The sequence below is a fragment of the Dickeya undicola genome (genome assembly GCF_000784735.1).
Classification (GTDB): domain Bacteria; phylum Pseudomonadota; class Gammaproteobacteria; order Enterobacterales; family Enterobacteriaceae; genus Dickeya; species Dickeya undicola.
Map to the genome: position 1 here is coordinate 51706 of NZ_JSYG01000009.1, position 26987 is coordinate 78692.

Here is a 26987-nt window from a genome sequence, read left to right on the forward strand (position 1 = left end):
CTCGCGCCGGGCGCGGACCGTGCCTATACTGGTTTGGCGATATCCGCAATGAAAGTGCCTGTTATTAAAAAAGTTTCACTGAACTGTCATCTGCACCGATTAGGCTGATGCGGTTTCTTATCCTTGACGATAATCCGTGACAATAAAAAGGACATACCATGCGCTATTCTTACGTGTTTATGGCGGTGGCTTGCTCACTGGCGACAGCCCAGGCGCAGGCCGCTTCCCAAAGCGATTCCCAACTGCCGCAAGTCAGCCTGCTGCAAACCACCACCGAGGCCAGCAATAGCGCTCCGGTTATCGAAATGCAGCAGCAGGTGCAGCAATATCTGCAAAAAGCCTTGCAGGGAACCGCGCCGAAATTGACCCGTGAGGTGCTGGATAAAGCGCCGGATCAGGGAGAGCCGCAAGGTGACATGAAATGGCTGAAAGCGACTGGCTACGTTTTCAACCCGAAAGATCAACAGCAAGCCAGCGTGAAACTGCTGGAGGGGTTCAGAAGCCTGCCCGCGCCGGTGTTGCAGAAAAACCTGGCGACGGTTGAGCGCATCAATCTGGAATCGACCCTGCCGTTGCGCCAGAAAGCGTTGATTGACGCCGAAAATACCCGTTATTTGTACGCACTGGCGGAAGCGCTGGGGCCGAAGCTGGGCAAGGCGTTTCTGGATGTGTACCAGAAAGGCGAAATGGGTAAGGCCGCTGCGTTGATCAAGGCTACCAACGTCAGCACGTCGGCGGCGAAAAATGCCTTTAACTATCCGCGTCCGTTCAAACAGCCGGGCAACAGTATCCATCTGGTGCCGGATACCGCTGTTGTGGCGGATAACGCCCGTTACAAAGCGTCGGGCGGTTCGTTCCCCAGCGGCCATACCAACGGCGGGTATAACGATGCGCTGCTGCTGGCGCAGATGCTGCCGGAGCGCTTTGTACCGCTGATTGACCGCGCCGCCACCTACGGCTATTCCCGGCTGGTGCTGGGGGTGCATTATCCGCTGGATGTGATCGGCGGTCGTATGGCGGCCGAGCGCAGCGTGGCGCATTTCCTGAATGACCCGAAATACCGCGTGTTGTTCAATGAAGCCAAAACGCAGCTGCGTGCCGCGCTGGAAAAAGCCTGTGGCACCACGCTGGCCGAATGCGCCAAACCGCAGGGTAAAAACGACCCGTATACCGACCCGGCGATGACGTCATTCTACCGCTACACCATGACCTACAATTTGCCGGTGGCGAAGGTGAAAACCCAGCCGGTCACGGTGCCGGCAGGGGCGGAAGTGCTGCTGGAAGGACCGTTGCCGCAGCTGAGCGCCGCCCAGCGCCGCGCATTGATGGTAAAAACGGCGATTGCCGACGGCTATCCGCTGTCTTCCGGCGGGGTGGATGCCAATTTCTGGCAGCGCCTGAACCTGCATGATGCCGTGGCAGCGGCGAAGAAATAACGTCGTGCTTTCCTGCCAGGGGGCAGGGTGAACGATGGGTAAGGAGAGGCGACGTTCATGCCTCTCCTTTTTTATTTATGCACAACTTTATTTATGTTTTATTTATGCACAACAGGCCGCTGGCCTGTCGCCTGGCTATCGATACGGTTAGTGCGCAACGCTCACGTTATCGAAACTGACTTTGCCGTTGTTGCCGTTGTGGGATGACAGCGCCAGCCCGATATACAGCGTATCGTTCATGTTGGGATTGATACGTTTGTTGAGTGTGGTCCAGGTCAGCCCATCGTCGGAGACTTCCGAGATAAAGGTATTGCCGTCGCGGGTTAGCCGCAGCCAGGCTGGTTGGCTGCCGTTTTCCGATTTGACAAAAACGCCTTTGCTGCCGGTCGCGGCACCGTCTTTACTGCGCCATTGCGACATCGCGCCGGATGACGCGGTGTACCCTGTCAGCATGTAAGCGCTGCCGTCAGATAAGGAGTTGCGTATCATCACACCGGCTTTGGCGTAAGGGTCACTATACCGCAGGTCGATCAACCGGGCGGTGATACTGCCGTCGCCTTTCAGTTTCTGATAGACGAAATTGACGCTATCAGCCGCGGCCCACATATCGCCGTTATGCGCTTCCAGTGCCATCACATCCTGATCGTTGGTGGCGCTGCCTGGGGTGTCGGCTTTGCCGATATCCTGCCGTTGCCATGCGTCACTGAGTGCTGACGCCGCAGGTGTCGTCACGGTGACCACATTGGAATACACGGAATCGCCAGCCTGATTGTAGGCTTTCACCCGGAACGCGTAGGTAGTGTTGGGGGACAGTGTACCCACCTCGACCGAGGTCGCGTTCGGCCCCAGCGATTCCGCACTGGTGTAAGCCCCTCCTGCTTCATAAGCTCGGGGCGTGGTGTCGTAAGCACCGTCACCAAAGTGACCCGCGTAGGAGTATTCGACGATAAAACCTCGCTCGTTATCTGAGCAGTCGTTCCAGTCCAGTTGAACCACCGAACTGGAGATGGCACCTGCGGTGAGGCTGTCGGGCGAGGCTGGCGGTTTGTCTTCGCCAATGTAAGGGTCTAGCGATACGCCATCACGCAGGGTTTTAGCGTTGGCGCGATGGTGTGTTGCGGCCAGCCGGTTGTTTACGTCGGTGAGCGTCAGCGGCGTGATACTGATATCGTAATCTACGTCACCCTCACGCTGGGTAAAGGTGGCGGTGCCGTCCAGATAGAAAATTTCGTTGAGCCACAGGCTGGGCATGACTTCGCCGTTACCGGCAGCAGGGCCGACGCTAAAGGGAACCAGCGGATTACCGGTGCTGGTTTGGATCCCGGCATTCCACACGGCGGAGCGGCCGGGCTCGCCGTCAAGGGGGTAATCCGGTGCGTAGCGGCCAGTCAAGGCGACCTTTTTGATAAAACCTTGTGTTGTTGTCACCAGTGGTGCATTTTCCGCCAGCAAGGTGCCGCCGCGGTTGAAATAATTCAGTTCCCAGTGCATCAGGAAGTACCCCTGGCCGGTCAGGGTCAGATGTTCACCGGCGTGCAGCAACAGGTATTTCCCTTCCTTTGAGCCTTTAATGGGTTCAACGTATTTATTCGCTTCGCCATCGTTGTTGCCAACCAGCGTCACGCCGGTCGCCGCTGGTCGCTGATACAGGCCGTTGATTTTCGGGTAGGACAGGTCCTGATCGCTTTTATCGAATGCCGCATGGTCGGCCACGGCGGCAGCCCCTGCACAGCGTTGCGCGTCGACAGCGGCGGCAGCATTACCAGAGAACCCGTATGCGCCGAACAGCAGTCCGCCAAGCAGGGTACTGAGTTGACGCCGGGGGCGGCGGGAACGGATGGTTTTCATGTACAGATCCTGGTGAATTTATAACTTATTGATTTAACGTGATATCGCTAATGGCGGGTGAGCGCTTCGGAGCAGCGTATAGGAATCAGTAAAAAATGCCAAACCCATCGGGTTTATTCTCGGAATGTTCGGATGCCGTGCGGTGATGATGATCATAGCGCTGAGGGAATGGGATGGCGTCCGGTCTGAGTCCGCGTATATTAACGGCAGCCCGACAGGGCCGCCGTTAATGCGCTATCAGGACACGTGTTGCAGAAACTCGCGCAGACGATCGCTGGGCGGGTTAGAAATCAACGCATCCGGATGGCCGTCTTCGGCAATACGGCCCTTGTCGATGAAGATCAGACGGGAGGCCACTTTCTGGGCAAAACCCACCTCGTGGGTCACGATGACCATGGTCATGCCTTCTTCGGCCAGATCTTTCATCACGTTCAGCACTTCGTGGCGCAGCTCGGGGTCCAGCGCCGAGGTCGGCTCGTCAAACAGCATCAGTTTAGGTTTGACCGCCAGTGCACGGGCGATCGCCACACGCTGCTGTTGCCCACCAGACAGTTCGGACGGGTAGTGATGTGCACGTTCCGCCAGACCCACTTTACCCAACAGCTCTCGGGCCAGTTTCTCCGCGTCGGCTTTGCTGGCACCACGCACCCGAATCGGGCCGAAGGCGACGTTTTCCAGCGCGGTCAGGTGCGGGAACAGGTAGAACTGCTGGAACACCATGCCAGCTTCCTGACGAATCAGGCGCTCGTCCACTTTCGGGTCGTTGACGGTCAGTCCGTCTACCACCAGCTCGCCGCTGCTGATCTCTTCCAGCTTGTTGATGCAACGCAACAGGGTGGATTTCCCGGAGCCAGACGGCCCGATAATCACCACCACTTCACCCTGATTGATGTTCAGGTTGATGTCGTGCAGTACCTGAGTCTGACCGTAGTGTTTCGATACGTTTTTGAATTCAATCATATAATCTTCAGTCTTCTTTCCAGCCAGCGCATTCCAATGGTAAGAACCAGTGTAATTACCAGATAGATAATCGCTGTGGCAGTCAGTATTTCCAATGCGCGGAAATTGCCCGCAATGATTTCCTGTGCCTGACGCGTGAGCTCAGAGACACCAATCACAATACACAATGATGTGTCTTTAATACTGATGATCCACTGGTTACCCAACGGGGGCAACATACGACGTAATGCCAGCGGCGTAATCACATGCCGCAACGTGGCGCGGTGTGATAACCCGAGCGCCAGACCGGCTTCGGTAAAGCCTTTATGGATAGACAGCACCGCACCACGCGTAATTTCGGCGATGTAGGCACCGGAGTTAATCATGATAGTGATGATGGCTGCGGTAACCGGGTCTATGCGAACCGATGTCAGCATCATGGGAAGGGCGAAGTAGATATACATTATCTGTATCACCATGGGGGTGCCACGGATCACTTCGATAAACACCAACGCGGTGCGATTGGATAACCATCCGCCATAGACGCGGGCAAAGCCCGCCACGACGCCAATAACCAGGCCGCCCAATAGCCCCAGCACGGAAATCAGCAGAGTCATTTGGGCCCCTTCCAGCAACTGAGGGATAGACGGCCAAATGACACTCCAGTCAAACTGCATGAACATTCTCCAGCAATGATAACGCCATAATAGCCAGGTGCCGCCCGGTATTACCGAGGGCACCGCAAAGGCTATTCAACCTGTCAGGTAGCACCTGTTATTTCGGGTCAGTACCGAACCATTTTTTGTAGATGGTGGCGTAAGTGCCGTTGTCGCGCAGGGTTTTCAGCGCACCGTTTACCTTATTACGCAGCTCGTCGCTGCCTTTCGGGAAAGCAACGCCGTATTGCTGTGCTTTGATCGACTCACCGACGGTTTTGAACTTGCCGTTGCCAGCCGTTTTGATGAAGTACAGGATGTTCGGCGTGTCATGCAGCACCGCGTCAGCACGGTTGGTGCCCAGTTCCAGATAAGCGTTGTCGATGTTTGGGAACTGGCGCAGTTCTTTGGTTTTGATGTTGGCTTTGGCGTAATCGACAGAACCGGTGCCGCTCTTCACCGCCACCACTTTGCCTGCCAGATCCTGCTCGCCTTTGATGTCCTGATTGTCGGCACGCACCATCACCAGCAGGCCGCTGTTGTAATAGCCGTCCGAGAAATCGATTGCGCGTTTGCGCTCTTCAGTAATGGTGATGCCAGCCAGCGCCAGATCCACGTTGCGGGTTTGCAGTGCCGGGATGATACCGCTGAAATCCATCGGCTTCAGGGTGTAATTCAGGTTCAGCTGTTTGGCGATGGCGTCCCACAGGTCGATATCAAAACCGACGTATTTGTCGCCTTGCTTGAATTCAAACGGTACGAACGCCGTATCGGTCGCCACAAGTAGTGTTTTTTCTGCTGCCTGACCGGACAGGCTAAAGGCCAGCGCAAGTGCGGCCAGTGAAACTTTAAATAACGATTTCATCAAAACGTCCTTCCTCTCGTTGGTTATATATTCCGCTGTCTTACCACACCTTACGGATTTACTGTGTCAGTCCCGGTTGCAGGCGTAGGGCTGATGGCCCGGCATCGGTCTGGTCATCCGCCGTACTGCTACTCAGGGGCGGTGGAGAAAACAGGGGGAGTCGTTGCCAAAACAGGACGGGTAGACCCGCTAATTATTATGCTGCATCCATTAGAAACGCCTATGGAATGCGCTGCTATGAATAACTGAATTGTGCAGGGGACACAACCGTTGATTACGTTCCGGGGTCAATATTGCTAACAAGCGCTAATTTTTTGTACGTTTTGCGCCGACTATTCGAACGATTTGCGTAGTGATGCAAAAATAATGCATATTATTTCAGGTTGCGTGACGGGGTGAAAACCAGGAAAAACCACAGGGATAAAAGCGTAAAAGTGGGATGAAGCCGCGATATTGGAGGATAAATCCGGCGGCTGAACCGCCGGTCATCATTGATAAATTATTCGATGTTGGCTTCGATGAACCACAGGTACTGATCCAGGTCGCGGGAGGCAGCGGTAAGCATGTCTGCGGTATCTTCATCTTGCGCCTGACCGATGGCTTTGCGGACCGTATTCGCCACAGTGGCGTAGCGATCTGCCAGGGCTTTCAGATGGTCCTGCACGCTGTGGATAGTGAGCGGGTAGCTCTTCAGCGCGGTTTTCTCGTGGATGACCTGAGTGGTGCCGGTTGCTACGCCGCCTAACTGCACTACACGCTCGGCGAAGGTGTCCAGATGGGCAATCAGCGAGGTGCGGAAGGTATCCAGCATCTCATGTACCGCGATGAAGTTCGCCCCACGCATGTTCCAGTGTGCTTGTTTGGTGATGAGCGACAGATCGGTGAAGTCCACGACCAGCTGATTGAGCAGGGCGATGGTCGAGGCTTTAACGTTATCGTCCAGATCGTTACGGGTGAAAATAAGATCAGCGGAGGCTGTTTTTACCAGTTTGGCTGTACGCATAGTATTATCCTCTCTATTTCCGTTATGACTGATAATGATTCTGGCTATCAACGCAGTGAATTATAACAATCGACATGAGTGGAAGATGCTCAGTTCGCTCTATTACAGGAATAGACTCAGGCATCAAAAGTGTTGTTTTGACTTTTTATACAGAAAATAAAAATTTCACTTTTAGTGCTATTTCACGTTGTGATTTTTTTTCGGAATGTGTCCGGCTGGAATTAAGTCGAGCGACCGGATTGTCATGCGAAAGGATATTTCCCGGCCGAGGGCGGCCGGGAAAACGGTATTTCAGGTTCAGGATGACGCCGATACGGCGGTTTTTTTCGCGCTAAGCGTGGTGCCCAGCGACGCAATAATAATAAACGCCAGCGCCAGCCATTGAGTGAATGACAGATGCTCGTTCAGAAAGATAATGCCGGATATGGCTGCCACAGCAGGCTCCATGCTCATCAGGGTACTGAATGTCCGTGTCGGCAACCGGGTTAACGCCAGCATCTCCAGCGTATACGGTAAGGCGGTGGAGAGCACCGCCACCGCAATACCGATCGGTAGGATATTGAGTGAAAACAGGGTGGTAGTATCGGAAAACAGCAAGCCTATCGGGCAATACACCAGTGCTGCGATCAGTGACCCCATCGCCACCGTACCGGCACCGTGGCTGGCCCCTGCTTTCTGACCAAACAGAATATAGCCCGCCCAGCAGGCACCGGCACCAACGGCAAAGGCGGCACCAGTCAGGTCGACATTATCAATAGGTTGCCCGAGCGGCAGCAAGAGCCACAACCCGGTAGCGGCCAGCAAAATCCACATGAAGTCCAGTAGACGACGAGAAGCCAGGATAGCGACTGCCAACGGCCCGGTGAACTCCAGCGCTACCACGATCCCCAACGGTACGGTGCGCAGCGCCAGATAGAACAGATAATTCATACCGCCGAGTGTGATGCCATAGACCAGCAACGGCAACCGATCCGAACCGAAATGCAGCCGCCAGGGCTTGAATACGATCAACAGAATCAATGTGCCTATCGCCAGGCGCAGCGCCGTCATGCCGGACGCCCCGATGACAGGGAAGACCATTTTGGCCATCGCCGCGCCGGTCTGAATGGAAAGCATGGCGATGATGATCAGTAATACCGGTAGTAATACAGAGTTTTTCAACGAGGAAATCAAGGTCATTGCAAGGCCTTAAAATACGATGTGCAGCCAGAAGAAAGTAGGCAATAAATGAACAAATTATTCCAGGTTAGTTTACTCTTGTTGACCTTAATTTACTCTTCATGAGGAAAATATTTTTTGATATAAATTCAGCTTGAAAATTAATCAAAAAATTAAGAAAACTCCGTATCGAAGCGAAGAAAAGCATTTATTTTTTCATAGCATGGTGAACTTTATTTCCCTTTTAAAATCAATATAATGAATTTAAAATGAAATGAATTGTTACATGTTTGGCCTAATTGAAAAATAATAACCAGGCGGTATGTGCCCTAATTTTTTGTTATATTTGCCTCGCTTAAATCTTCTTTCGTAAGATAATTTCGAGGCATATTATGAAAAAAATCGCGTGTCTTTCCGCTCTGGCTTGTGTTCTGGCCGTAAGCGCAGGTACTGCAGTGGCTGGCGAAAGCACTGTATCTCTTGGTTATGCTCAGGGCGACGCTCAGAGCGAAATGAACAAACTGCCGGGCTTTAACCTGAAATACCGTTATGAGTTCGACAACAGCCAACTGGGCGTAGTAGGGTCTTTCACCTACTTGCAGGACAGCCAGACTACTGACGGCGTTTACAACAAAGCACAGTACTACGGCTTCAGCGCAGGTCCGTCCTTCCGTTTCAACGACTGGGCGAGCATCTATGGCCTGGTTGGTGTGAGCGCAGGCAAGTTCACTTTCCACGAGACTGACGGTTCTTCCAACGCGAGCTCCAGCGACGCTGGCTTCGTATACGGTGCCGGTCTGCAGTTCAACCCGGTTCAGAACGTCGCCTTTGATGTTGGTTACGAGCAGAGCCGTATCCGCAGCGTTGACGTAGGCAGCTGGAACGTAGGCGTAGGCTACCGTTTCTAATCGCGCCATGCGTTGCACGCACTGCGTGACATCGTTGTTTTGAAAAATCCGCCCAATAGGGCGGATTTTTTATGGCTGCGGCAAACCCGCCAGTAATTTCTTGAGCAGTCGGTTGAGTTGTTGCTGTTCATCGTCATTCAATGACGCCAGCGCCTGTCGCTCATTGTCAATATGCAGCGTCACCAGCGTATCCATCAGTTCCTGCCCTTGTTTCGTCAGTGTCACCAGTGTCCCGCGCCGATCTTGTGGGTTGCTATGACGCATCACCCATTGCGCCTGCTCCAGCCTGTCGATACGGTTGGTCATGCCACCTGAGGACATCATCAATGCTTCGTACAACTGCGTGGGCGTCAGCGCATAGGGCTCACCGCTACGCCGCAACGTCGCCAGCACGTCAAACTCGCCAGGGCGCAGCCCAAAACGGGCAAACAGCGGATTGAGATGGTCCCGTTCGAGACGTTGGGTAGTTTCGAGGAGTCGGCCCACGACCTGCATGGGGAATGGGTCAATATCCGGCCTTTCTTGTCGCCATTGTTCATAAGCGGTATCTGCACGATCTGTCATAAGCATAATTTATCTTGACGTTAAGATTCTTTTGATGAAGATATTCTACGGACAATACCTGTCGTCGTTCAAGTCTCTGGGGATCATAAGGAGCGTTATGTCACACGCAATTCGTGCAGGATCACTGCTTTTTGTTGTCATTACCATCATGTTACTGGGGCTGAATCTCCGGCCGGTGCTGGCTGGGGTCGGGCCATTGCTGTCGCGGATTCAGGCGGCGACCGGCATGGGGGATACGCAAGCTGGCCTGCTAACTACGCTGCCGGTATTCGCGATGGGCATCTGCGCCCTGTATGGCGGCTGGCTCCAGGCACGACTGGGAGAATACCGCGGTATCGGCATTGGTATCGTCGGGATTGCGGTCGCCTGCCTGCTGCGCTGCTGGTTAACCAGCACCACCGGATTATTGCTGACCGCTGCGCTGGCCGGTATCGGCATCGCGCTGATTCAGGCGTTGATGCCGTCGTTTTTGCGACGCAGCTTCACTCGACAAAGCAGTCGCCTCATGGGGTTGTACACGACCGCTATCATGGCGGGGGCTGCGATGGCGGCAGCCAGCATCTCACCGTTGGCCGACATCATGGACTGGGATGGCGCGCTGGCGATATGGGGCGGACTGGCGACGTTGGCGACGCTGGCCTGGCTGATTACGGTGTCGCTGAATCCGATGCCGGATACCGCGTCGCGCTCGGGTTCAGCGCCTGCGTCGTCGCAGAGCCGGGCCTGGGCGCTGATGATCTTTTTCGGCATCGGCACCGCGGCGTATACCCTGGTGTTGGCCTGGTTGCCGCCGTATTACACCCAGCTTGGCTGGAGTCCCGCCCGTAGCGGGTTATTACTGGGCGGGCTGACGCTAACCGAAGTGGTGGCCGGGTTGCTGGTTTCGTTGCTGATCAACCGCTTCCCGGACCGGCGTTATCTGCTGTTGCCGGTCTTGTTATTGCTGCTGATGGGAATGGCCGGGCTGATACTGGCACCGCAGACGCTGGTGTTGCCGATCATGATTGCATTGGGACTGGGTATTGGTGCGCTGTTTCCACTGTCGCTGATTATCGCGCTGGATCAAGTGGATGACCCGCGTCAGGCTGGCGCGCTGATGGGGTTTGTGCAAGGCGGGGGTTATCTGATTGCCAGCCTGATGCCGCTGCTGGCGGGGGTTATCCGGCAGTATACCAGCGGTCTGGGGCAGGCCTGGCTTATCATGGCGGCAGGCGTGGTGGTGCTGATCCTGATGGCGTTGCGTTTCGGGCCGCGTCATCCGGTTGCGGCGTCGGCCTAACGGCGTGAAAACGCCAGTTGTGGCGTTAGAAACAGGTTGCGGAAGTATTCCCGAACCGCCTGCATCGCCGGGGTAAACTCGGCATCGCGCGACCAGGCGAGCCCGACGCTCATCGGATGCACCCGGTCTTTCAGTGACCGGGTTTCGATACGCCGCCCTTCAAGCGACCAGGGGCGATACACCAGATCGGACAAAATAGCGACGCCCAGTCCGTTCGCTACCATGCTGCGCACCGCCTCCACCGAGCTGGTGCGCAGCATCACCTTCGGGCGATGTCCACTCAATTCCCAATAGCGCATGGCGCTGTGATCTGCTTCATCCACCGTCAACATGATAAAAGGCTCGTCGGCGACATCCGCCAGGCTCACCTCCGGTTTATCGCACAGCGGGTGACGGCTGGGCAGCCATAGCCGTCGCTCCGAATTAAACAGCGGCTCGGCGGTTATTTCCGGGTGGGTAATGTTGGCGGTCAGCACCAGCGACAAATCTACAGAACGATCCAGTAATCCCGTTTCGATATCCTGCCGCTCGCGTTCGTTGAGATGAATAGTGACGTGAGGAAAGCCGTATGACAGCCGCTGCAAATGAAACGGCAGAAAATACCCCATCACCGTATAGCTGGCGGCCATGTTAAGCGAACCGGCGATACGATTGTCGGTCAGCGGAATATGCATGGCGTCATCCACGCTGCGCAGCACGGCGTAGGCGTGATTGAGGAAGTAACTGCCGTTTTCGGTCAGTGTCATACCGTGCACCGAACGCAGGAACAGCGGTTTTCCCAGCAGGTTTTCCAGCTCCTGAATCGCGGTGGTGACCGCCGACTGCGAAATATTGAGATGAATCGCCGCCTGAGATATTTGGCCCATCTCCGCCGTAGCGATGAAGTAGCGGATTTGACGCAATGTAACCATGGCATACCCCTTGTCGATGAGCGTTCTGTTTTTCAGATAGTGAGCATTCTGAAAATACGTCTTTCCGAAGAGAAAATAGTGGTTCTATATTATTTTTAAACAAAACCATCACAAATAAGAAATAACTATGAAATATGAAATCGATCTGAATTCCGATATGGGGGAAAACTTTGGCCCCTGGAAAATAGGCGATGATGTTGATCGACAGATTATGTCTTATATAAGTTCTGCCAATATTGCTGCCGGGTTTCATGCGGGCGACCCTTCAACGATGAGGCAAACTATTGAATGGGCCAGTGATTATGGTGTTGCCGTCGGCGCACATCCTGGATTTCGTGATCTGGTCGGTTTTGGCCGACGACATATTCACAGCCCGCCGCAGGAAGTGGTGAATGATATTCTGTACCAACTCGGTGCATTACGTGAATTTACCCGGCTGTATCAATTACCGTTGCAGCACATTAAACCGCACGGTGCGCTATATATGCATCTGGCACGTGACCAGCCATCCGCGCAGCTGTTTGTGGAAACGCTGCATCGGTTAGACCCGGCGTTACGGTTGTTTTGTCTGCACGGGTCATGGGTCTGGCAAGAAGCGAAAAAATTACAACATCCTGTTATTTGTGAGTTTTATGGTGACAGGGAATACGACGTCAGCGGTTCTATCGTCTTTACCCGCCGGGTTGGCGAGCTGGACCCCGCACGGGTAGCGGCGAAAGTGGTGCGTGCCTGCATGGAAGGTAAAGTGACGACAGTTGATGGCGAAGAGATTCACGTCGAGTTTGATTCTATTTGTATTCATAGTGATACACCCGGCGCACTGGCATTAATTAAAGCGACGCGCGAAGCATTGGATAACGCCAATATTCGTGTGCGTTCACCCTTGCAAAATAGTTTTAATAATCGGTAATTGATAAATAATTATAAGGAATTAGGCACATGAAAACATATGAGGTTTGCTCTCCTTTACCGGGTATTTTTTATCGTCAGCCTGCACCGGATGCTCCCGCGTTTATTGAAGAGAATACGCCGGTTAGCGCGAATACGGTTATTGGCCTGGTCGAGGTCATGAAACAGTTCAGTGAAATTTATGCGGAGCAGGCTGGCGAATTGGTGTCTTTCTGTGTGAATAGCGGTGATGCGCTGGAGCCGGGGCAGGTAATAGCCATCATAAAAATCGATGAATAACGGTAACCCTACAACGCATACCTTAAATAATTCGAGTTGCAGGAAGCCAACGCATCTGCAACTTGAAGTATGACGGGGATATATCCTCGTTATTACGTCATCAGGAGAACCGCACAATGCATCAGCCGATCAAAAAATTGCTTATCGCCAACCGCGGGGAAATTGCTGTTCGCATTATTCATGCCGCCCGGAGTTTGGGGATTGCCACCGTAGCCGCCTGCAGCGAGGCCGACATCGATTCGCTGCCCGTGCGTCTGGCGGATGAAAAAGTACTGCTGGGACCGGCGCGAGCCGACCAGAGCTACCTGAATCAGGCGGCGTTGTTGCAGGCAGCCAGAGACAGCGGGGCGGATGCGATACATCCGGGGTACGGCTTTCTGTCTGAGAATGCCGCCTTTGCCGAGGCGGTAGAACAGGCTGGGCTGGTGTTTGTCGGCCCGACGGCGGAAACCATTCGCATGATGGGCGACAAGGCCGTGGCGCGGCACACCGCGCAGGCGGCGGGGGTGCCGGTTGTGCCCGGTTCGGGGGTGTTGTCGTCATTGGAGGCGGCGTTACAGGCTGCCGCAGAGATTGGCTATCCGCTGTTAATCAAAGCGGCTGCGGGCGGCGGTGGGCGTGGCATCCGGGTCGTCAATCATGAGGATGACCTGAAACGCGAGTTTCCGATTGCCCAGAGCGAGGCGAGAGCGGCGTTCGGATGTGGCGATGTCTACCTGGAGTTGTTTATTCGCCACGCCCGGCATATCGAGGTGCAAATTCTGGGTGACGGTGAACGGGCGGTGCACCTGTATGAGCGGGAGTGCTCGTTGCAACGTCGCCGCCAGAAAGTATTCGAAGAGGCACCGTCGCCCGCGTTGACGCCGACACAGCGCGAAGCCTTGTGCCACAGCGCTCTGCAACTGGCACAACAGTTGCGCTACCGCAGCGCCGGTACGCTGGAATACCTGTTTGATACTGAGCGGGAACAGTTCTATTTCATCGAAATGAACACCCGTATTCAGGTTGAACATCCGGTCACGGAGCGGGTGACGGGTGTCGATCTGGTGCAATGGATGTTGCGTATTGCCAGTGGCGAACCGCTTAGCCTGCGTCAGGCAGAGATCAGTCTGCATGGACATGCCTGTGAGATGCGCATCAACGCTGAGGATCCAACGCGTAATTTTTTCCCTTGCCCCGGAGTGGTGGAATCGCTGAGCTGGCCGCAAGGCCCCGGCATTCGTATCGACAGCCATCTGTTTAGCGGTTACCGCGTCCCGCCGTATTACGACTCGTTGCTCGCCAAAGTGGTGATATCAGGACCGACACGCCAGCAGACGCTGGCCCGTGCCGAGCAGGCGCTGAATCAGTTACGAATCGGCGGCATTACCACCACACAGTCATTGCATCAATGGTTACTGGCGGATACCCGTCTGCGCGCCGGGCACTTTGATACCACCTCGCTGGAAAGCTGGCTACAGGCGCGAGAAGCCGAATCATTGTTGCTGTCGAAGGAGGCCTGAGATGACGTTTCCTGCAATACGTTACACCTTTGGCGGCGATGAGCACCTGTTTGCCGAAATTGATCAAGCCATGTCGCTGGGCGCGTTTTTTCGCGGGTTGGCGATGACCCGTGCGCTGGAGCAGCAGGCGCTGCCCGGCGTGCTGGATATTTGCCTGGCGAACGCGTCCTTTCAGGTGCGCTTTAACCCCGATGTCATCGCGCCCCAGGCGCTGCTGGAGACGGTGCAGCGTACCGAACAACAGGCGCAGACGATGACGGTGCTGGATACGCGCATCATCGAAATTCCGGTGCTGTACAACGACCCCTGGACCCACGAAACCCTGATGCGGTTTCGTGATCGCCATCAGGATCCGACGGCTACCGACCTGGAATATGCCGCGCGCATCAACGGTTATCAGGACGTGGCGGCGTTCATTGCGGCGCACAGTGGCACGCCGTGGTTTGTGTCGATGGTGGGATTCGTGGCGGGGTTGCCGTTCATGTTTCAGATGGTAGAGCAGGCGCAGCAGCTTCAGGTGCCGAAATACCTGCGGCCACGTACCGATACCCCCAGATTGTCGCTGGGGCACGGCGGCTGTTTCGGCTGTATTTATTCGGTACGAGGCGCGGGCGGTTACCAGTTGTTTGGTGTCACTCCGGCACCGATTTACGACCCGGAACAACGCCTGGATTACCTGCAATCGTCGATGGTGTTTTTTCGCGCGGGCGACATCGTGCAGTTTAAGCCTATCGATCTGGCGCGTTATGAGCAGGATGTACAGGCGGTAGAAGCCGGTGATTTCAGCCTGCGCATTCGCCCGGTAACGTTTGAACTGGATAAGTTCCTCGCCGACCCGGCTGGTTATAAACACTATCTTCAGGGGGTGCTGTATGCAGGGTAGTCGCGCGCAGATATCGGGTGAGCGGATATCGAATGTACGGATTCATGTCATCCGCCCGGGGTTGGCAACCTCAATACAGGATACCGGGCGCGAAGGCTATTACCACCTGGGTATTCCCCCCTCTGGCGGGCTGGATCAGTATTCGTTGCAACTGGCGAATATGCTGGTAGGCAACCCGGTGCAGGCTGCGGTGCTGGAAATGACGCTGCTGGGGCCAGAATTGCAGTTTGAGGGTGATGCGTTGGTGGCGGTGTGCGGGGCGCGGATGTCGCCGTTGCTGGATGGTATGGCGATGCCACTGGATACTACATTTGCGGTGCGCGCCGGTCAGGTACTGCGTTTTGCGCCGACAACGGCCGGGTGCCGCGCCTACCTGGCGGTGGCGGGGGGGATCGCGGTGCCGGAGGTACTGGACAGCCGTTCGACCTATGCGCTCGGCGCGTTGGGCGGGTATCAGGGGCGCCGACTGGCCGCCAATGATGTGCTGCCAGTGGGGACGCCGTACCGCAAAGCCGCGCCGGATGTGACGGTTCCGGTTGACTGCCTCCAGCCGCTGAATAAGAACGTGACGCTGCGCATGGTGACCGGGCTATACATTCATCGCCTGACTCCGGCGGCGGTAGAACAATTTTTTGCTGATGACTGGCGAGTCGGCACCGAAGCCGACCGTATCGGCTACCGGCTCAAGGGCGGCGCACCGCTGGCGTTTGAGCCGCGCACACCGCCGTTTGGTGCCGGTTCGGACCCGTCCAATATCGTCGATGCCTGTTACCCCATCGGCTCGGTGCAGGTGCCAGGTGGCCTGGAGCCGATCATTCTGTTGCGTGATGCGGTGTCTGGCGGCGGTTACATGACGCTGGGGACGGTGATCAGCAGCGATTTGGACATCATCGGGCAACTGCAACCCCACTACAGCGTTCGGTTTACGCCGGTGTCGCTGGAAGAGGCGCTGGCCGCCCGGCAACACTATCGCCGCCGTCTTGAACGGCTGACACAGTTGTTAACGCACTGACGTTAACACATTGACGTTAACACACTGATTTCAGACGGTCCCGCCGATTTTTCCCTGCGCCAGCACCAGGAACGGCGATGGCGGGACCTCGTCTGACATACCGAGCAACCTGACTAACCGTGCGGCTTTCGTCGCGGCGGCGGGTGGGTTCGGCCATAACGCATGTCACCATGCCGCATGACGCGGGTGGCATGTTATTCAATACGGGTCTGTGGAGGGGTTGCGATGGCTGAGGTATCTGATGTTCAGGGGGCAGCGGCGGCATCGCCTGCCGATACGGTATCCGGGACGGAGCGCATGGGAAAGCTATCGCTGACCATGGCCTGGTGGGCGGTGTGCAGCGCAATTTTTTATATTGTGGTGGGGGCGTCGCTGGCGCTGAATTACGGCGCGCGTAATGCCATTATCGGTATGGTGCTATCCGTCGTGTGTTACGGTTTGATCAACGCCGCCATTAGCCGCTTCGCTATTCGTAGCGGCTTGTCGGTGGCAGCCTTTTCCGGCCAGTTGTTTGGTCAGGCGGGCTCGGCACTGGCGACACTGATCTTTTTCTCCACCGCCATTTATTACGCGGTGTTTGAAGGTTCGGTGATTGCATTTGCCATTAATCACCTGTTCCCGTCGCTGGATTATCACTGGGCTGCCCTGTTGGTGGTGCTTTACAGCGTGCCGCTGATTTTCGGCAGCGTGCAGCACTGGCTGGACAAGTTCAACGGTGTGTTGCTGCCGTTTTATCTGCTCGGATTGGTGCTGACGGTGGCGGTGTCTATCCAGCATTATGGCTATCAACCGCAATGGCTGTCGTTCGGGCCGACATCGCCGCCTGCCTACGGCTGGTGGAACTGCTTCACCTACTACATGGGGGTGTGGATCCTGATGATGTACACCTTCGATTACGCCCGGTTTGGCCGCCGGGAAGACAGCCAGTACCACGCACGTATCAATTTCGGTATGCCGTTCTATCTGATCACGTTTCTGTTGAACGGGGTGGTTGGCATCTACCTGGTCAGCAGTTTTGCCGGGCAGAATGGCGTCAGTGAAACCGCGGTAGTGGTGAATATCCTCAATCTGTTGGGTTTTTGGGGGCTGTTGTTCGTGTGGGTAACCCAGACACGTATCAATACCGCCAACTATTATCTGGCTACCGTCAACATGCAGGTGTTTTTTGATCGTCTGCTGCGGTTGCGTTATCGCAAGATTGTGTGGGCTTGTGTCGTCGGGGCGGCGGTCTATGTCCTGATGCTGGCGGATGTGTTTGCGTATATTTTGCAGGCGCTGGCCTATCAGGGAGTGTTTGTGGTGGCGTGGGTCGGCGTGGCGCTGGCACATATCGTCTCCCACCGTGCACAGTCTACCGCGGCAACAGTGCGTGCGTTTAATCCGACCGGGCTTGGTGCCTGGCTGCTGAGCGTGGTGGCCGGGGTGGCGCTGATGCATGGCAGCGCTGTCATGCAGTCGTTTTCCGCGCCGGTGACCTTTGCCGTCGCGCTGGTGTTGTACTGGCTGTTGCCGCAGCAGCGTAACGCCTGAAAGTGCAGGGCAGGGATGCCCTCGTACCACCTGTGTGAATATTTTTTAGCCATAGCCCTTGAAAAAATCCTGTGCAGAACTATATGAAGAGGTGAAAGCAAGACACTGTCGTTGCCTTGCGGTTTGCACTTTTGAATGTGTGTAACGATATATTCAGGAGGTTAACCATGGCATTCAAATCCATGTCTTTATTTCCAGCCATCACCGATTCGCTGTTCTCTGACCGCTTCAACCGTATCGACCGGTTGTTCAGCCAATTGACCGGCGATACACCGCTCACCGCTACGCCATCCTACGATATCCGTCGGCTTGACGACACCCACTATGGCATCACGGTTAGCGTGCCTGGCTGGCGCGAAGAGGAACTGACGATCAGCACGCATGGTGGCCAGCTTACCATCAGCGGGAAACACAAGGACGACGTATCGGAAGGTCAGCAGGAAGGCTGGCTCTATCGCAGCATCAATCACACTGATTTCAGCATCAGTTATTCATTGCCGGAGCATGTTAAGGTGGAAGGCGCGCATCTGGAAAATGGCCTGCTGACCATTAATTTGCAGCAGGATATTCCGGAAAACGAAAAGCCGAAAAAAATTGCTATTGAAAACCGTAATCAGGCGGAGGCTCAGGCATTGGAGCATGAGCATTAATTCTTTCCTATTTCGCATTACACTGTCTGGCCCCGATAATATCGGGGCTTTTTTTTATGAATAATTCAGATGCGCTTATCTGATATTGACCGACGCGTTGCAGATTGTCTATTGCTGTATGGAAATATTTATTCTTTTTTATTTTATAGTGATGCTTTTCCTGATTCGAGAGTTGGGAATATTCTGATGTCGATATGAGGGTGGCTGAATAATATATTTTCACGCTCCCAGTATTTCACGTATTCAGATAGTGTTGATTCGATGCTGTTTCTGGTGGGCGTGTAACCGTCAAGGTGATCTTTATATTATGTTATTTTTACAACATCTGAGGTGAGTTATGAAATATGAAAAATGTCTTTTTTCTGCTGCTGTCGGCTGCTTGCTATTATCGGCATTCACCGTGCAGGCAGATTCAGGCGTGGGCACACCACCATTCAACCCATACCATCCGGGTAAGACTAAAACTTATGTGGCGAATACAAGCGGTTACTGCCTGGCGATATCTCGTAAAGATGGTCAAATGATAGGTAATGTACACTCCTTTGAGTTGGGGAGTGAACATGGGCGGCAACTTCCGAGTGAACATCCTGCCAGGATGCATGTCGTTTTTGTTCCGGCGAATAGTGCGGATACGAAAGTACAGTGTAAAAACGGTGTCACGGACCCTGCGAATAAATTCAGGGATGACATCATGTTCGATCAGACCGTCGTTGCCATTATTCCATCAGATGTGCCTCACTAAAAATAACAGGTGAGGTGTTATCAGGGCGATGCTCATCATTGAGATGAATGAAGTAAACGTGATGGATAAAGTAAATACGCTGATAAACGTGTCAGTGTAATACTGTCGGGGTAGATATGGGATATAAGGAAATATAAATGGTATCAAAATCACTTTTGCTGATTTTGCTATGTTTTTCCTTTTTATAACCATGTTGCTGTTCCCCGATTAATGTTGTTCCCCGATTAATAAAGTACCGGTCATTTTTTATATGCCCTACATAATTCGAGTGGCAGGGCAAAATGCGCAGCGTTTTGAACAACGTAATGCGTTGGCTCTTTAGGGCGAGGCCCATGAAATGGGCCGAGTAACGCCGCCAACGCACCTGCAACTTGGCGTAGGGCCGGGATATCAGGGTGCGGATAGGAAACTTATACCTGTGATTCGGATTGAAAATTTGCACCACCGCTATGGTGATACGGTTATCTTGCGCGCGCTTTCATTACATATCCGGCACGGAGAAACCTGCGCTATTCTCGGCCGCTCTGGCAGCGGCAAAAGTACGCTGCTCAATGTGCTGGGGCTGCTGGAGCCGCTACAGCAGGGCAGCTACCATCTGGATGGCGAGGATATCCAGCCGTGTTCCAACCGTTTGCGGGCCCGATTGCGTAATCAAAAACTGGGGTTTGTGTTCCAGCATTTTCATTTGCTGAGCAGCCATAGCGTACTGGATAACGTGGCGCTGCCACTGTTGTATCGGAACGTCCCGGTAGTGCAGGCCCGCCGCCGTGCTGCCGGGGTTCTGGGCGAATTGGGCATGTATTCACATCGTCTGCAACGCCCGGCAACACTGTCCGGTGGGCAGCGTCAGCGGGTGGCATTGGCCAGGGCGCTGGTCGGTGAACCGACCGTGCTGCTGGCGGATGAGCCAACCGGTAATCTGGATGCAGAAACCGCACAAGAGATTATCAACCTGTTGCTGGACATTAACCGCCAGCGGGCGTTAACCCTCGTCATGGTGACCCATGACGAACGATTGGCGCAGCGGCTGCAGCGGCGTTGCCGTATGCATGACGGCGTACTGATCGCGGAGTGAGCACGGGATGAATGTACTGCAACAGTGGCTTGAGGCTTGCCGCAATCTGCTCGCGTTTCATCAGCGTGCGTCGCTGGCGATGCTGGGTATTGGCGTTGGCAGTGCGTTGGTGGTGGCGCTGTTGCTGCTGGGTAAAAGCGCCCAGCAGGTGGCATTGAGCGCCTTTGACAATCTGGGCAGTGATATCATTGTGGTTGACATCGGCATAAAGGAGGATGAGCACGCAGCAGTCCCGTTGCCGATTAATCTGGATTTTTCCGCGCTGGCCCGTGTCCATCGTGGCATTCGTCGTATTGTCCCGCTGGCGCGCTGGAATATCCGGCTGCCACAGAAGAATGACGATGACGCTATCCCGTTGGTGGTGATCGGTTCTACGCCGGATCTGATGCCGTTGCTGGGGTTAACGTTAACGCAGGGGCGGGCGTTTTCACGCTACGACAGCCGCAGTACCTATAGCATTATCAGCGCGGAACTGGCGTCCCGTCTGGCGGGCACCTCATCGGCGCGTGCGCTCCAGCTCGGCCGCTACGCCTTCGATGTTATCGGTATCCTGAAACCGACTACGGCATCGGTGGGGGGGCAGACTATCGATCACGTGGTGCTGGTGCCGATAGAAACGATCACGCGGATTTCTCCTTTTGCGACCACGGACCTGCTGTACATACAGGTGACATCGACCGCGCTCCTGACGCCGGTGGTTAATGCAATCCGCCCCTGGCTTGAACAGATGCTGCCGACGCGGACGATCCAGGTTCAGATTCAACAGCAGCTTATCGACAGCGTGGCGAAGCAGAATACGACCTTCCGCTATTTGCTGGTGGCGCTGGCTGCTGTCGCGCTGTTGATGGGTGGCATTGGCGTAATGAATGTCATGGTGATGAGCGTGTCGACGCGGCGGCATGAGATCGGCCTGCGACAAGCTATCGGTGCACGCTCACTGGACATCGGTGTTTTGTTTTTGCTGGAAGCGGCGCTGCTTTCGCTGCCCGGTGCCGTGTTGGGCTGCGTGGCGGGGGCGCTGCTTGCCTGGGGGTATACCCGTTATGTCGACTGGCCGCTGATGGCTGACCCGTGGGTGTTTCCGCTGGCTATCGGCAGTGCATTGATGCTGGCCGTGTTTTTTGGTCTGAAACCGTCTCTCACGGCGGCGCGGTTATCCCCTGCGGAGGCGCTGCGTGAACATTAAATCGGCACAGACTGTCGCTTTTTTATCGCTGCTGATGTTGCCCTGGTTGTCGGTGGCGGCTGCCTCGATGGCTGAATCGCCATTACCACCAGAGACAATACCGCTCACGCTGGCCGATGCGGTCGCGCTGGGGGTTCGCAACAGTAATACGCTAAAAAGCGTCGCGCTAACCCGGCTGATGGACAAGTTTGACCTGGTGGTTGCCGAAGACAGTTTCCGGCCGCATCTGGTGTTGAACAATCAGTATCGTCGCAACACGGGTGATCAATTGCCTGGGCAGGAAAATCATGCAGGCCTTTCCACCAGCCTGCTGACGCCGCTGGGAACGCAGCTTGAAGCGGACTGGAACGAAGACTATTCCGGCTTAACCTCGTTCGGCAGCACCCGAAGTCGGGGCAACACGCTCACGGTGGTGCAGCCGTTGCTAAAAGGTGCGGGTGTCGAATTTAATACCGCACCGGTACGCCTGGCCCGGCTTGATGAACGCATTGGTCACCTGAACCAGCAAAAGCAGATCGCCGAAACGATTACTCTAATTATCCAGGCTTATTACGGATTACTGGCCGCACAGCAAGGGGTACTGCTGGCGCAGGCGTCTTTGCAACGCGCCAGCGCGCAACGCGACGTGATGCAGGCATTGATTGATAGTGGCAGACAGGCGGCGCTCGACAGGTTGCAGAGCGATGCCGATATCTCCTCGCAGCAGTTAAGCCTGGAGCAGCAAGAGAATACGCTGGCTGAACGCCGTCTGGCGTTGTGCGGCTTATTAGGCATCGACACCCGTACCGCACTGAGTGCCAGCGAACGCCTCGACATACATCCGATCACCCTGAAAGCGCCGCAGGCGATAGCAATGGCGATGAAAAATCAGCCTGACTATCTGATTCAGCAGCTCACGGCGCACAAACAGAAAATTTACCTGATGCAGGCGAAAAATCAGCGCCTGTGGGGGGTGGATCTGGTCGCTGGGGCCGGGCGGCTCAACACCCGCTCAGCGGATATCCAGAATGATAGCCGCTGGCAGCGCTATGTCGGCCTGAATGTGTCTATCCCGCTGAACGACCTGCAAGCCCGTCAGGAAGAGCAACGCGTCTGGGTGGCGGGGAAAATACAGTTACTACAAATGGCGGATGTACATCAACAACTGGAAGAAACGGTTACTCAGCAGGTCAACGCGCTTAACAGCAGTTGGCAGCAGTTTTTGATTGCCGACCGCCTGACGCGGTTGTCAGAAAAAACGCTACAGGCGGAGCAAGCCAAACTGCTGGCAGGGCGTTCATCAAACTTTCAGGTGTTGAGCTATCAGGGCAGTTTGCGTGCCGCGCAGAGCGCACGCGTATCCGCGCAGATAGCCTATCTCAATACGCGTGCTGAGTTGGATCGCGTGCTGGGCACCACCCTTGATCACTGGGGGATACAACAGAATGATCGGTAATGTTCTCGATGGTGATGTTCGCTGGCGGCGATGGGCTTTATTCAGCGGGATGACGGTCATGTTGGTGGCGGTGCGGTTATTCTGGCCGTCGGTAAAGGCGGATAAGGCTGATGAAGCCCACTGGCGTGCGGTCACGCCGTCGCCGGTAGAGAACCATATTACGCTGCTGGCGCATGTGCAGGCGGCACAGCAGTACCTGATAAACGCGCCTTTTGAAAGTGACATCAATCAGTTAAAGGTTCAGGAAGGGCAACAGGTACGTAAAGGCGATGCCTTGCTGACGCTGGATACCACGCCGCTACAACTTGCGTATCGCGACGCGCAGGCACAGTTTCTCAAAGCACATCAGTCGTTGCGGAGTTTACGCTATTGGGAAAGCAGTAGCGAAGTCATGTCAGCCCGGCGGGCATTGCTCATGGCGGAAATGAGTGAGCGGGACGCGTCCAGCCAATTGAATGCGGCGGAACCGCTGTATCACCAGGGGATCATCGCACGCTCGGAACGTGACAGTCTGCAGCAGCAGTTAGCCAGTCGGCGGCTGGAGTTGCTGGCAGCGCGTCAGGCATTAACGGCCGCACAGGTGCCAGGAAACGAGGACAATCAGGCGATGGCCGAACTGGAACTGAATAACGCTGAGCAAAAGTTACAGCAAATCCGCGATCAGCAGGCTCGCCACGAGGTGTATGCACCCAGTGACGGTTATGTGGTGCGTATACAAAATGGTGACAAGGATAAAGTGGCTTTTCCTCGCCTCGGGCAGCGGGTCAACGCTGGGGACCCCTTATTCATCCTGGCGGGGGTTGCGCACTTTGAAGCATGGACCAAAGCGGACGAAGCGGACATCGATCACTTGCGACCAGGGATGTCGGCGGTCCTTACCAGCGAAGCGCTGCCGGGACAGGTGCTGACTGGCCGGTTACGGGCGGTCAGCCCGCAGGCCAACTATATCGACGGGCAGCCAGGTGCTACCTATGATGTTGTTTTCGATCTCGACTGCTGCCACGTCGGGCAGTCTGTGCCGCGGTTTGGCATGTCTGCACTGCTGAAAATCACCACCTTTTCCGACCCTAATGGCATGGTCCTGTTACCGGATGAGATCGGCCAGAATGAACAGGGGAAGGCCGCGGTCTATTATCGTCGCACGCCCCAGGCACCCGAAGAAGTACGGCGCATTGACGTCGTTGGGCCGTTGCCGCAAGGCATTCTGGTAACCGGGCTGGAGCCCGGCGAGGTCAGGAAGTGGGACTGTTGCCGGACAGCGAACGGATCACGTCAGTAAGACGACGCCTTATCGGCGTCGTTCTCGTGTCACGAAAAGTGGATGAACCGTTGGCATTACTCGTGCAGTAATACCTGGGTGTTGTATTCCCACAGCCGGTTGAAATGGATGTTGTCCAGATCCCGCTGCGGGCTGATATTGCCCTTGAACGGCCGGTTGGTGGTGGCCGCCGCGCCCCACGGGTTAGCGAGGTCGTAGCTGCTATCAATGGTGCTGTCACGGATCACCAACTGGCCGTTGGCGGTGTTGCCCGGCAGGTAACCGGTCTGCTTCGCCCCCTGGTCCCAGGCGCGGCCCAGTTTGGCTTTCTGCGAGCCGCGATAGCCGCCATCCCCGGTTAACCGACTGTTGATCACCAAAAAGCCGTATTTCACCGACGGGATACTGTCCGGCGCGAACACATAGGCTTCTTTCGAACCACGGCTGGATACGGTATGGAAATGTACTCCGTCAAACACAGCGGTGGCGCGGCCAAACACGTAATCAACATCCCCTTCAATATAACTGTCCTTGATATAGGCACGGCTGTAATGGTCGGTGACATAGCTGTTTTTGCGGTCGCTGGTATTGACGAAGAAGGTGTCCTGACGGCTCAGCAGGCGGACATTTTCCAGTTGTACCCGATCGCCGTCGGTGCGTAGCGCGACGGCCTGATGGGTGCCATTGTCAACGGTGTCCAGCAGCGCGTTGACCACCGTCAGGTTTTTCAACTGAAAACCGTCGCTCTGTGACCACATCACCGCCGAGCAGGTGGTGTTGATGGTCGCACCCGTCTTAGCGGCACAGGTGTCGTACATATACCAGGCCGGGTCCGTCGGTTGATATTGGCCATGTGGATTGACGCGGTTGCGATACTCGGCCGGTGACATCATTGAGTCTAGCGCTAGCGAAACCACGACCTGCTCCGGTTGCTTTCCTGCACCGAACAGTGTCAACGGCGGTGCATCTGCCGGGATGTATACCGTGCCGGTATACGTGCCCGGCAGTAATTTGATGTACACCCGTTCTTTACCCGGATGCTGGTGCAATGCGGCGTTTACCGCCTGCTGGATGCTGGTATGGGTCACGCCCGCCACCCCGGTTTGGGGGCCGACCACATAGTTAGCCGTGACGTGAGAGGTATCAATTGGTGTTGGCATCCAGCCATCTGCCACCGGTCTGGTGTACTCGCCGCCCAGGGCGAAATAGTGTTGCGGGGTAAAACGCCCGGCTTCCTGCGCCGACAGCACCGGACGGCTGTCAGTTCCGGGAAACACCGGTTGGAAACGCGCCGGATTCGGCGTCTGGCTGGCGCAGGCGGCCAGGATCAGTGACATGGACACCGCAGCGGCCAGCCCGGAATAGTGTGTCAGACTCACAGCATACTCCTTTCAGGTTGAGGTCATGTTGTTGTATTCGTGAACGTTAACCTGTGGCAGGCTACTCAACCCGATACGAAAAAACGCGAAGCGGGATCATGGTTTCTGAAAAATAAACCCGCGTTTCATTTTTTTCTCTGCGAGCGGTTGCGACGACATGCAGTGCAATTCTGATTTTTAGCGGCATTTCTGTTAGATATAGGATCGTTCCGTCGGAGAATTGGCGACGGAAAGGGCGGGCGTGACCGACGGCCGGATGGTAAACCGATAACTGAACATCATAAAACATGGCATTACTGATAAAAGCGGCGCTGGGCGCTATCGTTGTGGTACTGATCGGCCTGCTGGCTAAAACCCGTAATTACTATATTGCCGGGTTGGTGCCGTTGTTCCCGACGTTTGCGTTGATAGCACATTACATCGTCGGGGCGGAGCGCGGTACGGAGGCGTTGCGCACCACCATTCTATTTGGCATTTGGGCGGTGATTCCTTATCTGGTGTACCTGATTTCGCTTTATTACTTTACCGGCATCATGCGGTTGCCTCCCGCGCTGGCGTTGGCGGTTGTGTGCTGGAGTGTATCGGCGGCGGTGCTGGTGAAAGCCTGGAGCAGCTACTATGCCGGATAACGCTTATGCCGGATAACGCTGACGTGGCGATAACTGCGTGATATTGACGAAAGAAATGCCCGGCGTGGTGAACGCCGGGAAGGCGGGTTACAGGTCGTCCTTGGTGATGCCACGGGTAGCGGGTGCAGCGGTTTGACCGGCGCTGACGCTATTTTCCGCGTTGTATACCAGGTAGATGTTCTTCCGGCTGTCGATGCCGTTATCGAACACCAGCGTGATATTGTTCTTGTCGAATCTGGCGGTTACCCGTGTGTTGGGTTTGTTCATGAAGGTATCAACATCATTGGCGGATAACGGTGCCGTCATGCCGTATTTGCTTTTCAACCCTTCCACTACGCTGGGTACGTCAGCCAGCGTTATCGAAATTGCCAGACGGTTGAACTTGTCATTGTTGAAACTGAAGATCGCCTGCGTTTTTTTGTCGGCGAAGCTGAAGTCCGGGCAGATATATACCGTTTGCCCCATGATCATTTCCGGGCCGCGCAGTGAACAGTTGGCCTGCTGCCGAATGGTGGTGGCAGAGGCACCGAATTTCAGGTTTTTGTAGCCATCGGCTGCGGATGCCGTCAATGACAGTAGCGATAAGGCAAGCGCCAGCAAAGGGGTATGTAGCCTGTTCATGAGATCCCTCGTGATTGTATGTTGCTAGGGGAGTGGGCCTTGCGCCTGACGGGGGACAGGAACCGTATGGGCTTGGCGGTAATCATGCGTCTATCTTACGTCGACTGTCGGATTCTCAGAACGATTTATTTGCTATGACTAAACGCCTGCCTGGCAACTCAGAGATGATCCCAGGGAACCAGCAGGAGTAACAGTTCAATCACCACGACCACAACCAGTAGGACAATCAGTTTCTTACGCCATAACCAGTCGTCGAACCGCATTATTTTTCTCACGTTATATCGGGTTTATCCACTTACTTTAGCGAGTTTTTTCTGAGGATACGACCGT

General features: G+C 55.1%; 26 protein-coding genes. 16 read left to right on the plus strand and 10 right to left on the minus strand.

Features of this window, described 5'->3' with window-relative positions; translation table 11 throughout:
* Window positions 1–158: 158 nt before the first annotated feature.
* Window positions 159–1436, plus strand: a complete 1278-nt coding sequence (locus OB87_RS04665) for an acid phosphatase (protein WP_033568278.1) — start codon at window positions 159–161, stop codon at window positions 1434–1436.
* 147 nt (window positions 1437–1583) lie between these two features.
* Here the strand turns inward: OB87_RS04665 and OB87_RS04670 are convergent, their stop codons facing one another.
* From OB87_RS04670 to rhtA, 6 genes are all read right to left on the minus strand, one after another.
* Window positions 1584–3284 (minus strand): fibronectin type III domain-containing protein, encoded by a 1701-nt coding sequence (locus OB87_RS04670; RefSeq protein ID WP_033568279.1) that lies wholly within the window; start codon window positions 3282–3284, stop codon window positions 1584–1586.
* 237 nt (window positions 3285–3521) lie between these two features.
* The gene (glnQ, locus tag OB87_RS04675; protein WP_033568280.1) at window positions 3522–4244 is read right to left on the minus strand and encodes a glutamine ABC transporter ATP-binding protein GlnQ; all 723 of its coding nucleotides are present in this window, start codon (window positions 4242–4244) and stop codon (window positions 3522–3524) included.
* Entirely contained in the window at window positions 4241–4900 is a 660-nt protein-coding gene (gene glnP, locus OB87_RS04680; protein ID WP_033568281.1) for a glutamine ABC transporter permease GlnP, read from the minus strand. The genes glnQ and glnP overlap by 4 nt, the downstream gene beginning before the upstream one ends.
* 97 nt (window positions 4901–4997) lie before the next feature.
* Window positions 4998–5744, minus strand: coding sequence for a glutamine ABC transporter substrate-binding protein GlnH (glnH, locus tag OB87_RS04685; RefSeq protein WP_033568282.1), 747 nt, complete (start codon window positions 5742–5744; stop codon window positions 4998–5000).
* Between the two features lie 499 nt (window positions 5745–6243).
* On the minus strand, window positions 6244–6747 hold the full coding sequence (gene dps / locus OB87_RS04690; RefSeq protein ID WP_033568283.1) for a DNA starvation/stationary phase protection protein Dps: 504 nt from the start codon (window positions 6745–6747) through the stop codon (window positions 6244–6246).
* Between the two features lie 297 nt (window positions 6748–7044).
* Window positions 7045–7926 (minus strand): threonine/homoserine exporter RhtA, encoded by an 882-nt coding sequence (gene rhtA, locus OB87_RS04695; RefSeq protein ID WP_033568284.1) that lies wholly within the window; start codon window positions 7924–7926, stop codon window positions 7045–7047.
* Between the two features lie 371 nt (window positions 7927–8297).
* Between rhtA and ompX the strand changes: the two genes are divergently transcribed.
* Complete coding sequence (gene ompX / locus OB87_RS04700; protein WP_033568285.1) at window positions 8298–8813, plus strand: outer membrane protein OmpX; 516 nt, start codon at window positions 8298–8300, stop codon at window positions 8811–8813.
* Between the two features lie 69 nt (window positions 8814–8882).
* Here ompX and OB87_RS04705 read toward each other — a convergent pair whose 3' ends face one another.
* Entirely contained in the window at window positions 8883–9377 is a 495-nt protein-coding gene (locus OB87_RS04705; RefSeq protein ID WP_033568461.1) for a MarR family winged helix-turn-helix transcriptional regulator, read from the minus strand.
* Window positions 9378–9474: 97 nt separating this feature from the next.
* On the opposite strand from OB87_RS04705, the gene OB87_RS04710 reads away from it, so the two are divergent.
* Entirely contained in the window at window positions 9475–10656 is a 1182-nt protein-coding gene (locus OB87_RS04710; protein ID WP_033568286.1) for an MFS transporter, read from the plus strand.
* Here the strand turns inward: OB87_RS04710 and OB87_RS04715 are convergent.
* Complete coding sequence (locus OB87_RS04715; protein ID WP_033568287.1) at window positions 10653–11567, minus strand: LysR family transcriptional regulator; 915 nt, start codon at window positions 11565–11567, stop codon at window positions 10653–10655. The two genes, OB87_RS04710 and OB87_RS04715, sit on opposite strands and share 4 nt — an antisense overlap.
* 127 nt (window positions 11568–11694) lie before the next feature.
* Between OB87_RS04715 and OB87_RS04720 the strand changes: the two genes are divergently transcribed.
* The 12 genes from OB87_RS04720 (at window position 11695) to OB87_RS04775 (ending at window position 24049) form a co-directional block, all read left to right on the plus strand.
* A complete protein-coding gene (locus OB87_RS04720; RefSeq protein ID WP_033568288.1) occupies window positions 11695–12477 on the plus strand; it encodes a 5-oxoprolinase subunit PxpA in 783 nt (260 codons plus the stop codon).
* A 29-nt stretch (window positions 12478–12506) separates the two neighbouring features.
* Entirely contained in the window at window positions 12507–12755 is a 249-nt protein-coding gene (locus OB87_RS04725) for an acetyl-CoA carboxylase (protein WP_033568289.1), read from the plus strand.
* 116 nt (window positions 12756–12871) lie between these two features.
* Entirely contained in the window at window positions 12872–14257 is a 1386-nt protein-coding gene (locus OB87_RS04730; RefSeq protein WP_033568290.1) for an acetyl-CoA carboxylase biotin carboxylase subunit, read from the plus strand.
* Between the two features lies 1 nt (window position 14258).
* On the plus strand, window positions 14259–15140 hold the full coding sequence (locus tag OB87_RS04735; protein ID WP_033568291.1) for a 5-oxoprolinase subunit B family protein: 882 nt from the start codon (window positions 14259–14261) through the stop codon (window positions 15138–15140).
* Window positions 15130–16152 carry a 5-oxoprolinase subunit C family protein gene (locus OB87_RS04740; RefSeq protein WP_050515637.1) on the plus strand — a complete coding sequence of 341 codons (1023 nt, stop codon included), beginning with the start codon at window positions 15130–15132 and terminating at the stop codon, window positions 16150–16152. The genes OB87_RS04735 and OB87_RS04740 overlap by 11 nt, the downstream gene beginning before the upstream one ends.
* A gap of 225 nt (window positions 16153–16377) precedes the next feature.
* On the plus strand, window positions 16378–17682 hold the full coding sequence (locus OB87_RS04745; RefSeq protein ID WP_033568292.1) for a purine-cytosine permease family protein: 1305 nt from the start codon (window positions 16378–16380) through the stop codon (window positions 17680–17682).
* A 167-nt stretch (window positions 17683–17849) separates the two neighbouring features.
* The gene (locus OB87_RS04750; RefSeq protein WP_033568293.1) at window positions 17850–18332 is read left to right on the plus strand and encodes an Hsp20 family protein; all 483 of its coding nucleotides are present in this window, start codon (window positions 17850–17852) and stop codon (window positions 18330–18332) included.
* 337 nt (window positions 18333–18669) lie between these two features.
* Window positions 18670–19074, plus strand: coding sequence for a hypothetical protein (locus OB87_RS04755; protein WP_033568294.1), 405 nt, complete (start codon window positions 18670–18672; stop codon window positions 19072–19074).
* 418 nt (window positions 19075–19492) lie between these two features.
* Window positions 19493–20149, plus strand: a complete 657-nt coding sequence (locus tag OB87_RS04760; protein WP_050515638.1) for an ABC transporter ATP-binding protein — start codon at window positions 19493–19495, stop codon at window positions 20147–20149.
* A 7-nt stretch (window positions 20150–20156) separates the two neighbouring features.
* Window positions 20157–21335: an ABC transporter permease gene (locus OB87_RS04765; protein ID WP_033568295.1), complete on the plus strand. Its 1179-nt coding sequence runs from the start codon at window positions 20157–20159 to the stop codon at window positions 21333–21335.
* Window positions 21325–22770, plus strand: coding sequence for a TolC family protein (locus OB87_RS04770; RefSeq protein WP_033568296.1), 1446 nt, complete (start codon window positions 21325–21327; stop codon window positions 22768–22770). Before OB87_RS04765 ends, OB87_RS04770 begins: the two co-directional genes overlap by 11 nt.
* Entirely contained in the window at window positions 22760–24049 is a 1290-nt protein-coding gene (locus OB87_RS04775) for an HlyD family secretion protein (protein WP_081977350.1), read from the plus strand. The genes OB87_RS04770 and OB87_RS04775 overlap by 11 nt, the downstream gene beginning before the upstream one ends.
* Before the next feature lie 56 nt (window positions 24050–24105).
* Here OB87_RS04775 and pemB read toward each other — a convergent pair whose 3' ends face one another.
* Window positions 24106–25407 (minus strand): pectinesterase PemB, encoded by a 1302-nt coding sequence (gene pemB, locus OB87_RS04780; protein ID WP_072025429.1) that lies wholly within the window; start codon window positions 25405–25407, stop codon window positions 24106–24108.
* Window positions 25408–25694: 287 nt separating this feature from the next.
* Here pemB and OB87_RS04785 point away from each other — a divergent pair, with 287 nt between their 5' ends.
* Window positions 25695–26036 (plus strand): GlpM family protein, encoded by a 342-nt coding sequence (locus tag OB87_RS04785; RefSeq protein ID WP_033568297.1) that lies wholly within the window; start codon window positions 25695–25697, stop codon window positions 26034–26036.
* Between the two features lie 87 nt (window positions 26037–26123).
* On the opposite strand, the gene OB87_RS04790 is transcribed toward OB87_RS04785, so the two are convergent.
* Window positions 26124–26657, minus strand: coding sequence for a hypothetical protein (locus OB87_RS04790; protein WP_033568298.1), 534 nt, complete (start codon window positions 26655–26657; stop codon window positions 26124–26126).
* Between the last annotated feature and the right edge of the window lie 330 nt (window positions 26658–26987).

Bases quoted from the DNA above. Each gene is read 5' to 3' on its own strand.
- rhtA (WP_033568284.1), bottom strand. From the start codon at position 7,926: ATGACCTTGATTTCCTCGTTGAAAAACTCTGTATTACTACCGGTATTA.
- OB87_RS04790 (WP_033568298.1), bottom strand. From the start codon at position 26,657: ATGAACAGGCTACATACCCCTTTGCTGGCGCTTGCCTTATCGCTACTG.
- OB87_RS04665 (WP_033568278.1), top strand. From the start codon at position 159: ATGCGCTATTCTTACGTGTTTATGGCGGTGGCTTGCTCACTGGCGACA.
- OB87_RS04735 (WP_033568291.1), top strand. From the start codon at position 14,259: ATGACGTTTCCTGCAATACGTTACACCTTTGGCGGCGATGAGCACCTG.
- glnP (WP_033568281.1), bottom strand. From the start codon at position 4,900: ATGCAGTTTGACTGGAGTGTCATTTGGCCGTCTATCCCTCAGTTGCTG.
- OB87_RS04710 (WP_033568286.1), top strand. From the start codon at position 9,475: ATGTCACACGCAATTCGTGCAGGATCACTGCTTTTTGTTGTCATTACC.
- OB87_RS04725 (WP_033568289.1), top strand. From the start codon at position 12,507: ATGAAAACATATGAGGTTTGCTCTCCTTTACCGGGTATTTTTTATCGT.
- OB87_RS04765 (WP_033568295.1), top strand. From the start codon at position 20,157: ATGAATGTACTGCAACAGTGGCTTGAGGCTTGCCGCAATCTGCTCGCG.
- OB87_RS04785 (WP_033568297.1), top strand. From the start codon at position 25,695: ATGGCATTACTGATAAAAGCGGCGCTGGGCGCTATCGTTGTGGTACTG.
- OB87_RS04730 (WP_033568290.1), top strand. From the start codon at position 12,872: ATGCATCAGCCGATCAAAAAATTGCTTATCGCCAACCGCGGGGAAATT.
- glnQ (WP_033568280.1), bottom strand. From the start codon at position 4,244: ATGATTGAATTCAAAAACGTATCGAAACACTACGGTCAGACTCAGGTA.
- OB87_RS04740 (WP_050515637.1), top strand. From the start codon at position 15,130: ATGCAGGGTAGTCGCGCGCAGATATCGGGTGAGCGGATATCGAATGTA.
- OB87_RS04745 (WP_033568292.1), top strand. From the start codon at position 16,378: ATGGCTGAGGTATCTGATGTTCAGGGGGCAGCGGCGGCATCGCCTGCC.
- OB87_RS04750 (WP_033568293.1), top strand. From the start codon at position 17,850: ATGGCATTCAAATCCATGTCTTTATTTCCAGCCATCACCGATTCGCTG.
- OB87_RS04715 (WP_033568287.1), bottom strand. From the start codon at position 11,567: ATGGTTACATTGCGTCAAATCCGCTACTTCATCGCTACGGCGGAGATG.
- OB87_RS04755 (WP_033568294.1), top strand. From the start codon at position 18,670: ATGAAATATGAAAAATGTCTTTTTTCTGCTGCTGTCGGCTGCTTGCTA.
- dps (WP_033568283.1), bottom strand. From the start codon at position 6,747: ATGCGTACAGCCAAACTGGTAAAAACAGCCTCCGCTGATCTTATTTTC.
- ompX (WP_033568285.1), top strand. From the start codon at position 8,298: ATGAAAAAAATCGCGTGTCTTTCCGCTCTGGCTTGTGTTCTGGCCGTA.
- OB87_RS04720 (WP_033568288.1), top strand. From the start codon at position 11,695: ATGAAATATGAAATCGATCTGAATTCCGATATGGGGGAAAACTTTGGC.
- OB87_RS04775 (WP_081977350.1), top strand. From the start codon at position 22,760: ATGATCGGTAATGTTCTCGATGGTGATGTTCGCTGGCGGCGATGGGCT.
- OB87_RS04670 (WP_033568279.1), bottom strand. From the start codon at position 3,284: ATGAAAACCATCCGTTCCCGCCGCCCCCGGCGTCAACTCAGTACCCTG.
- OB87_RS04705 (WP_033568461.1), bottom strand. From the start codon at position 9,377: ATGACAGATCGTGCAGATACCGCTTATGAACAATGGCGACAAGAAAGG.
- glnH (WP_033568282.1), bottom strand. From the start codon at position 5,744: ATGAAATCGTTATTTAAAGTTTCACTGGCCGCACTTGCGCTGGCCTTT.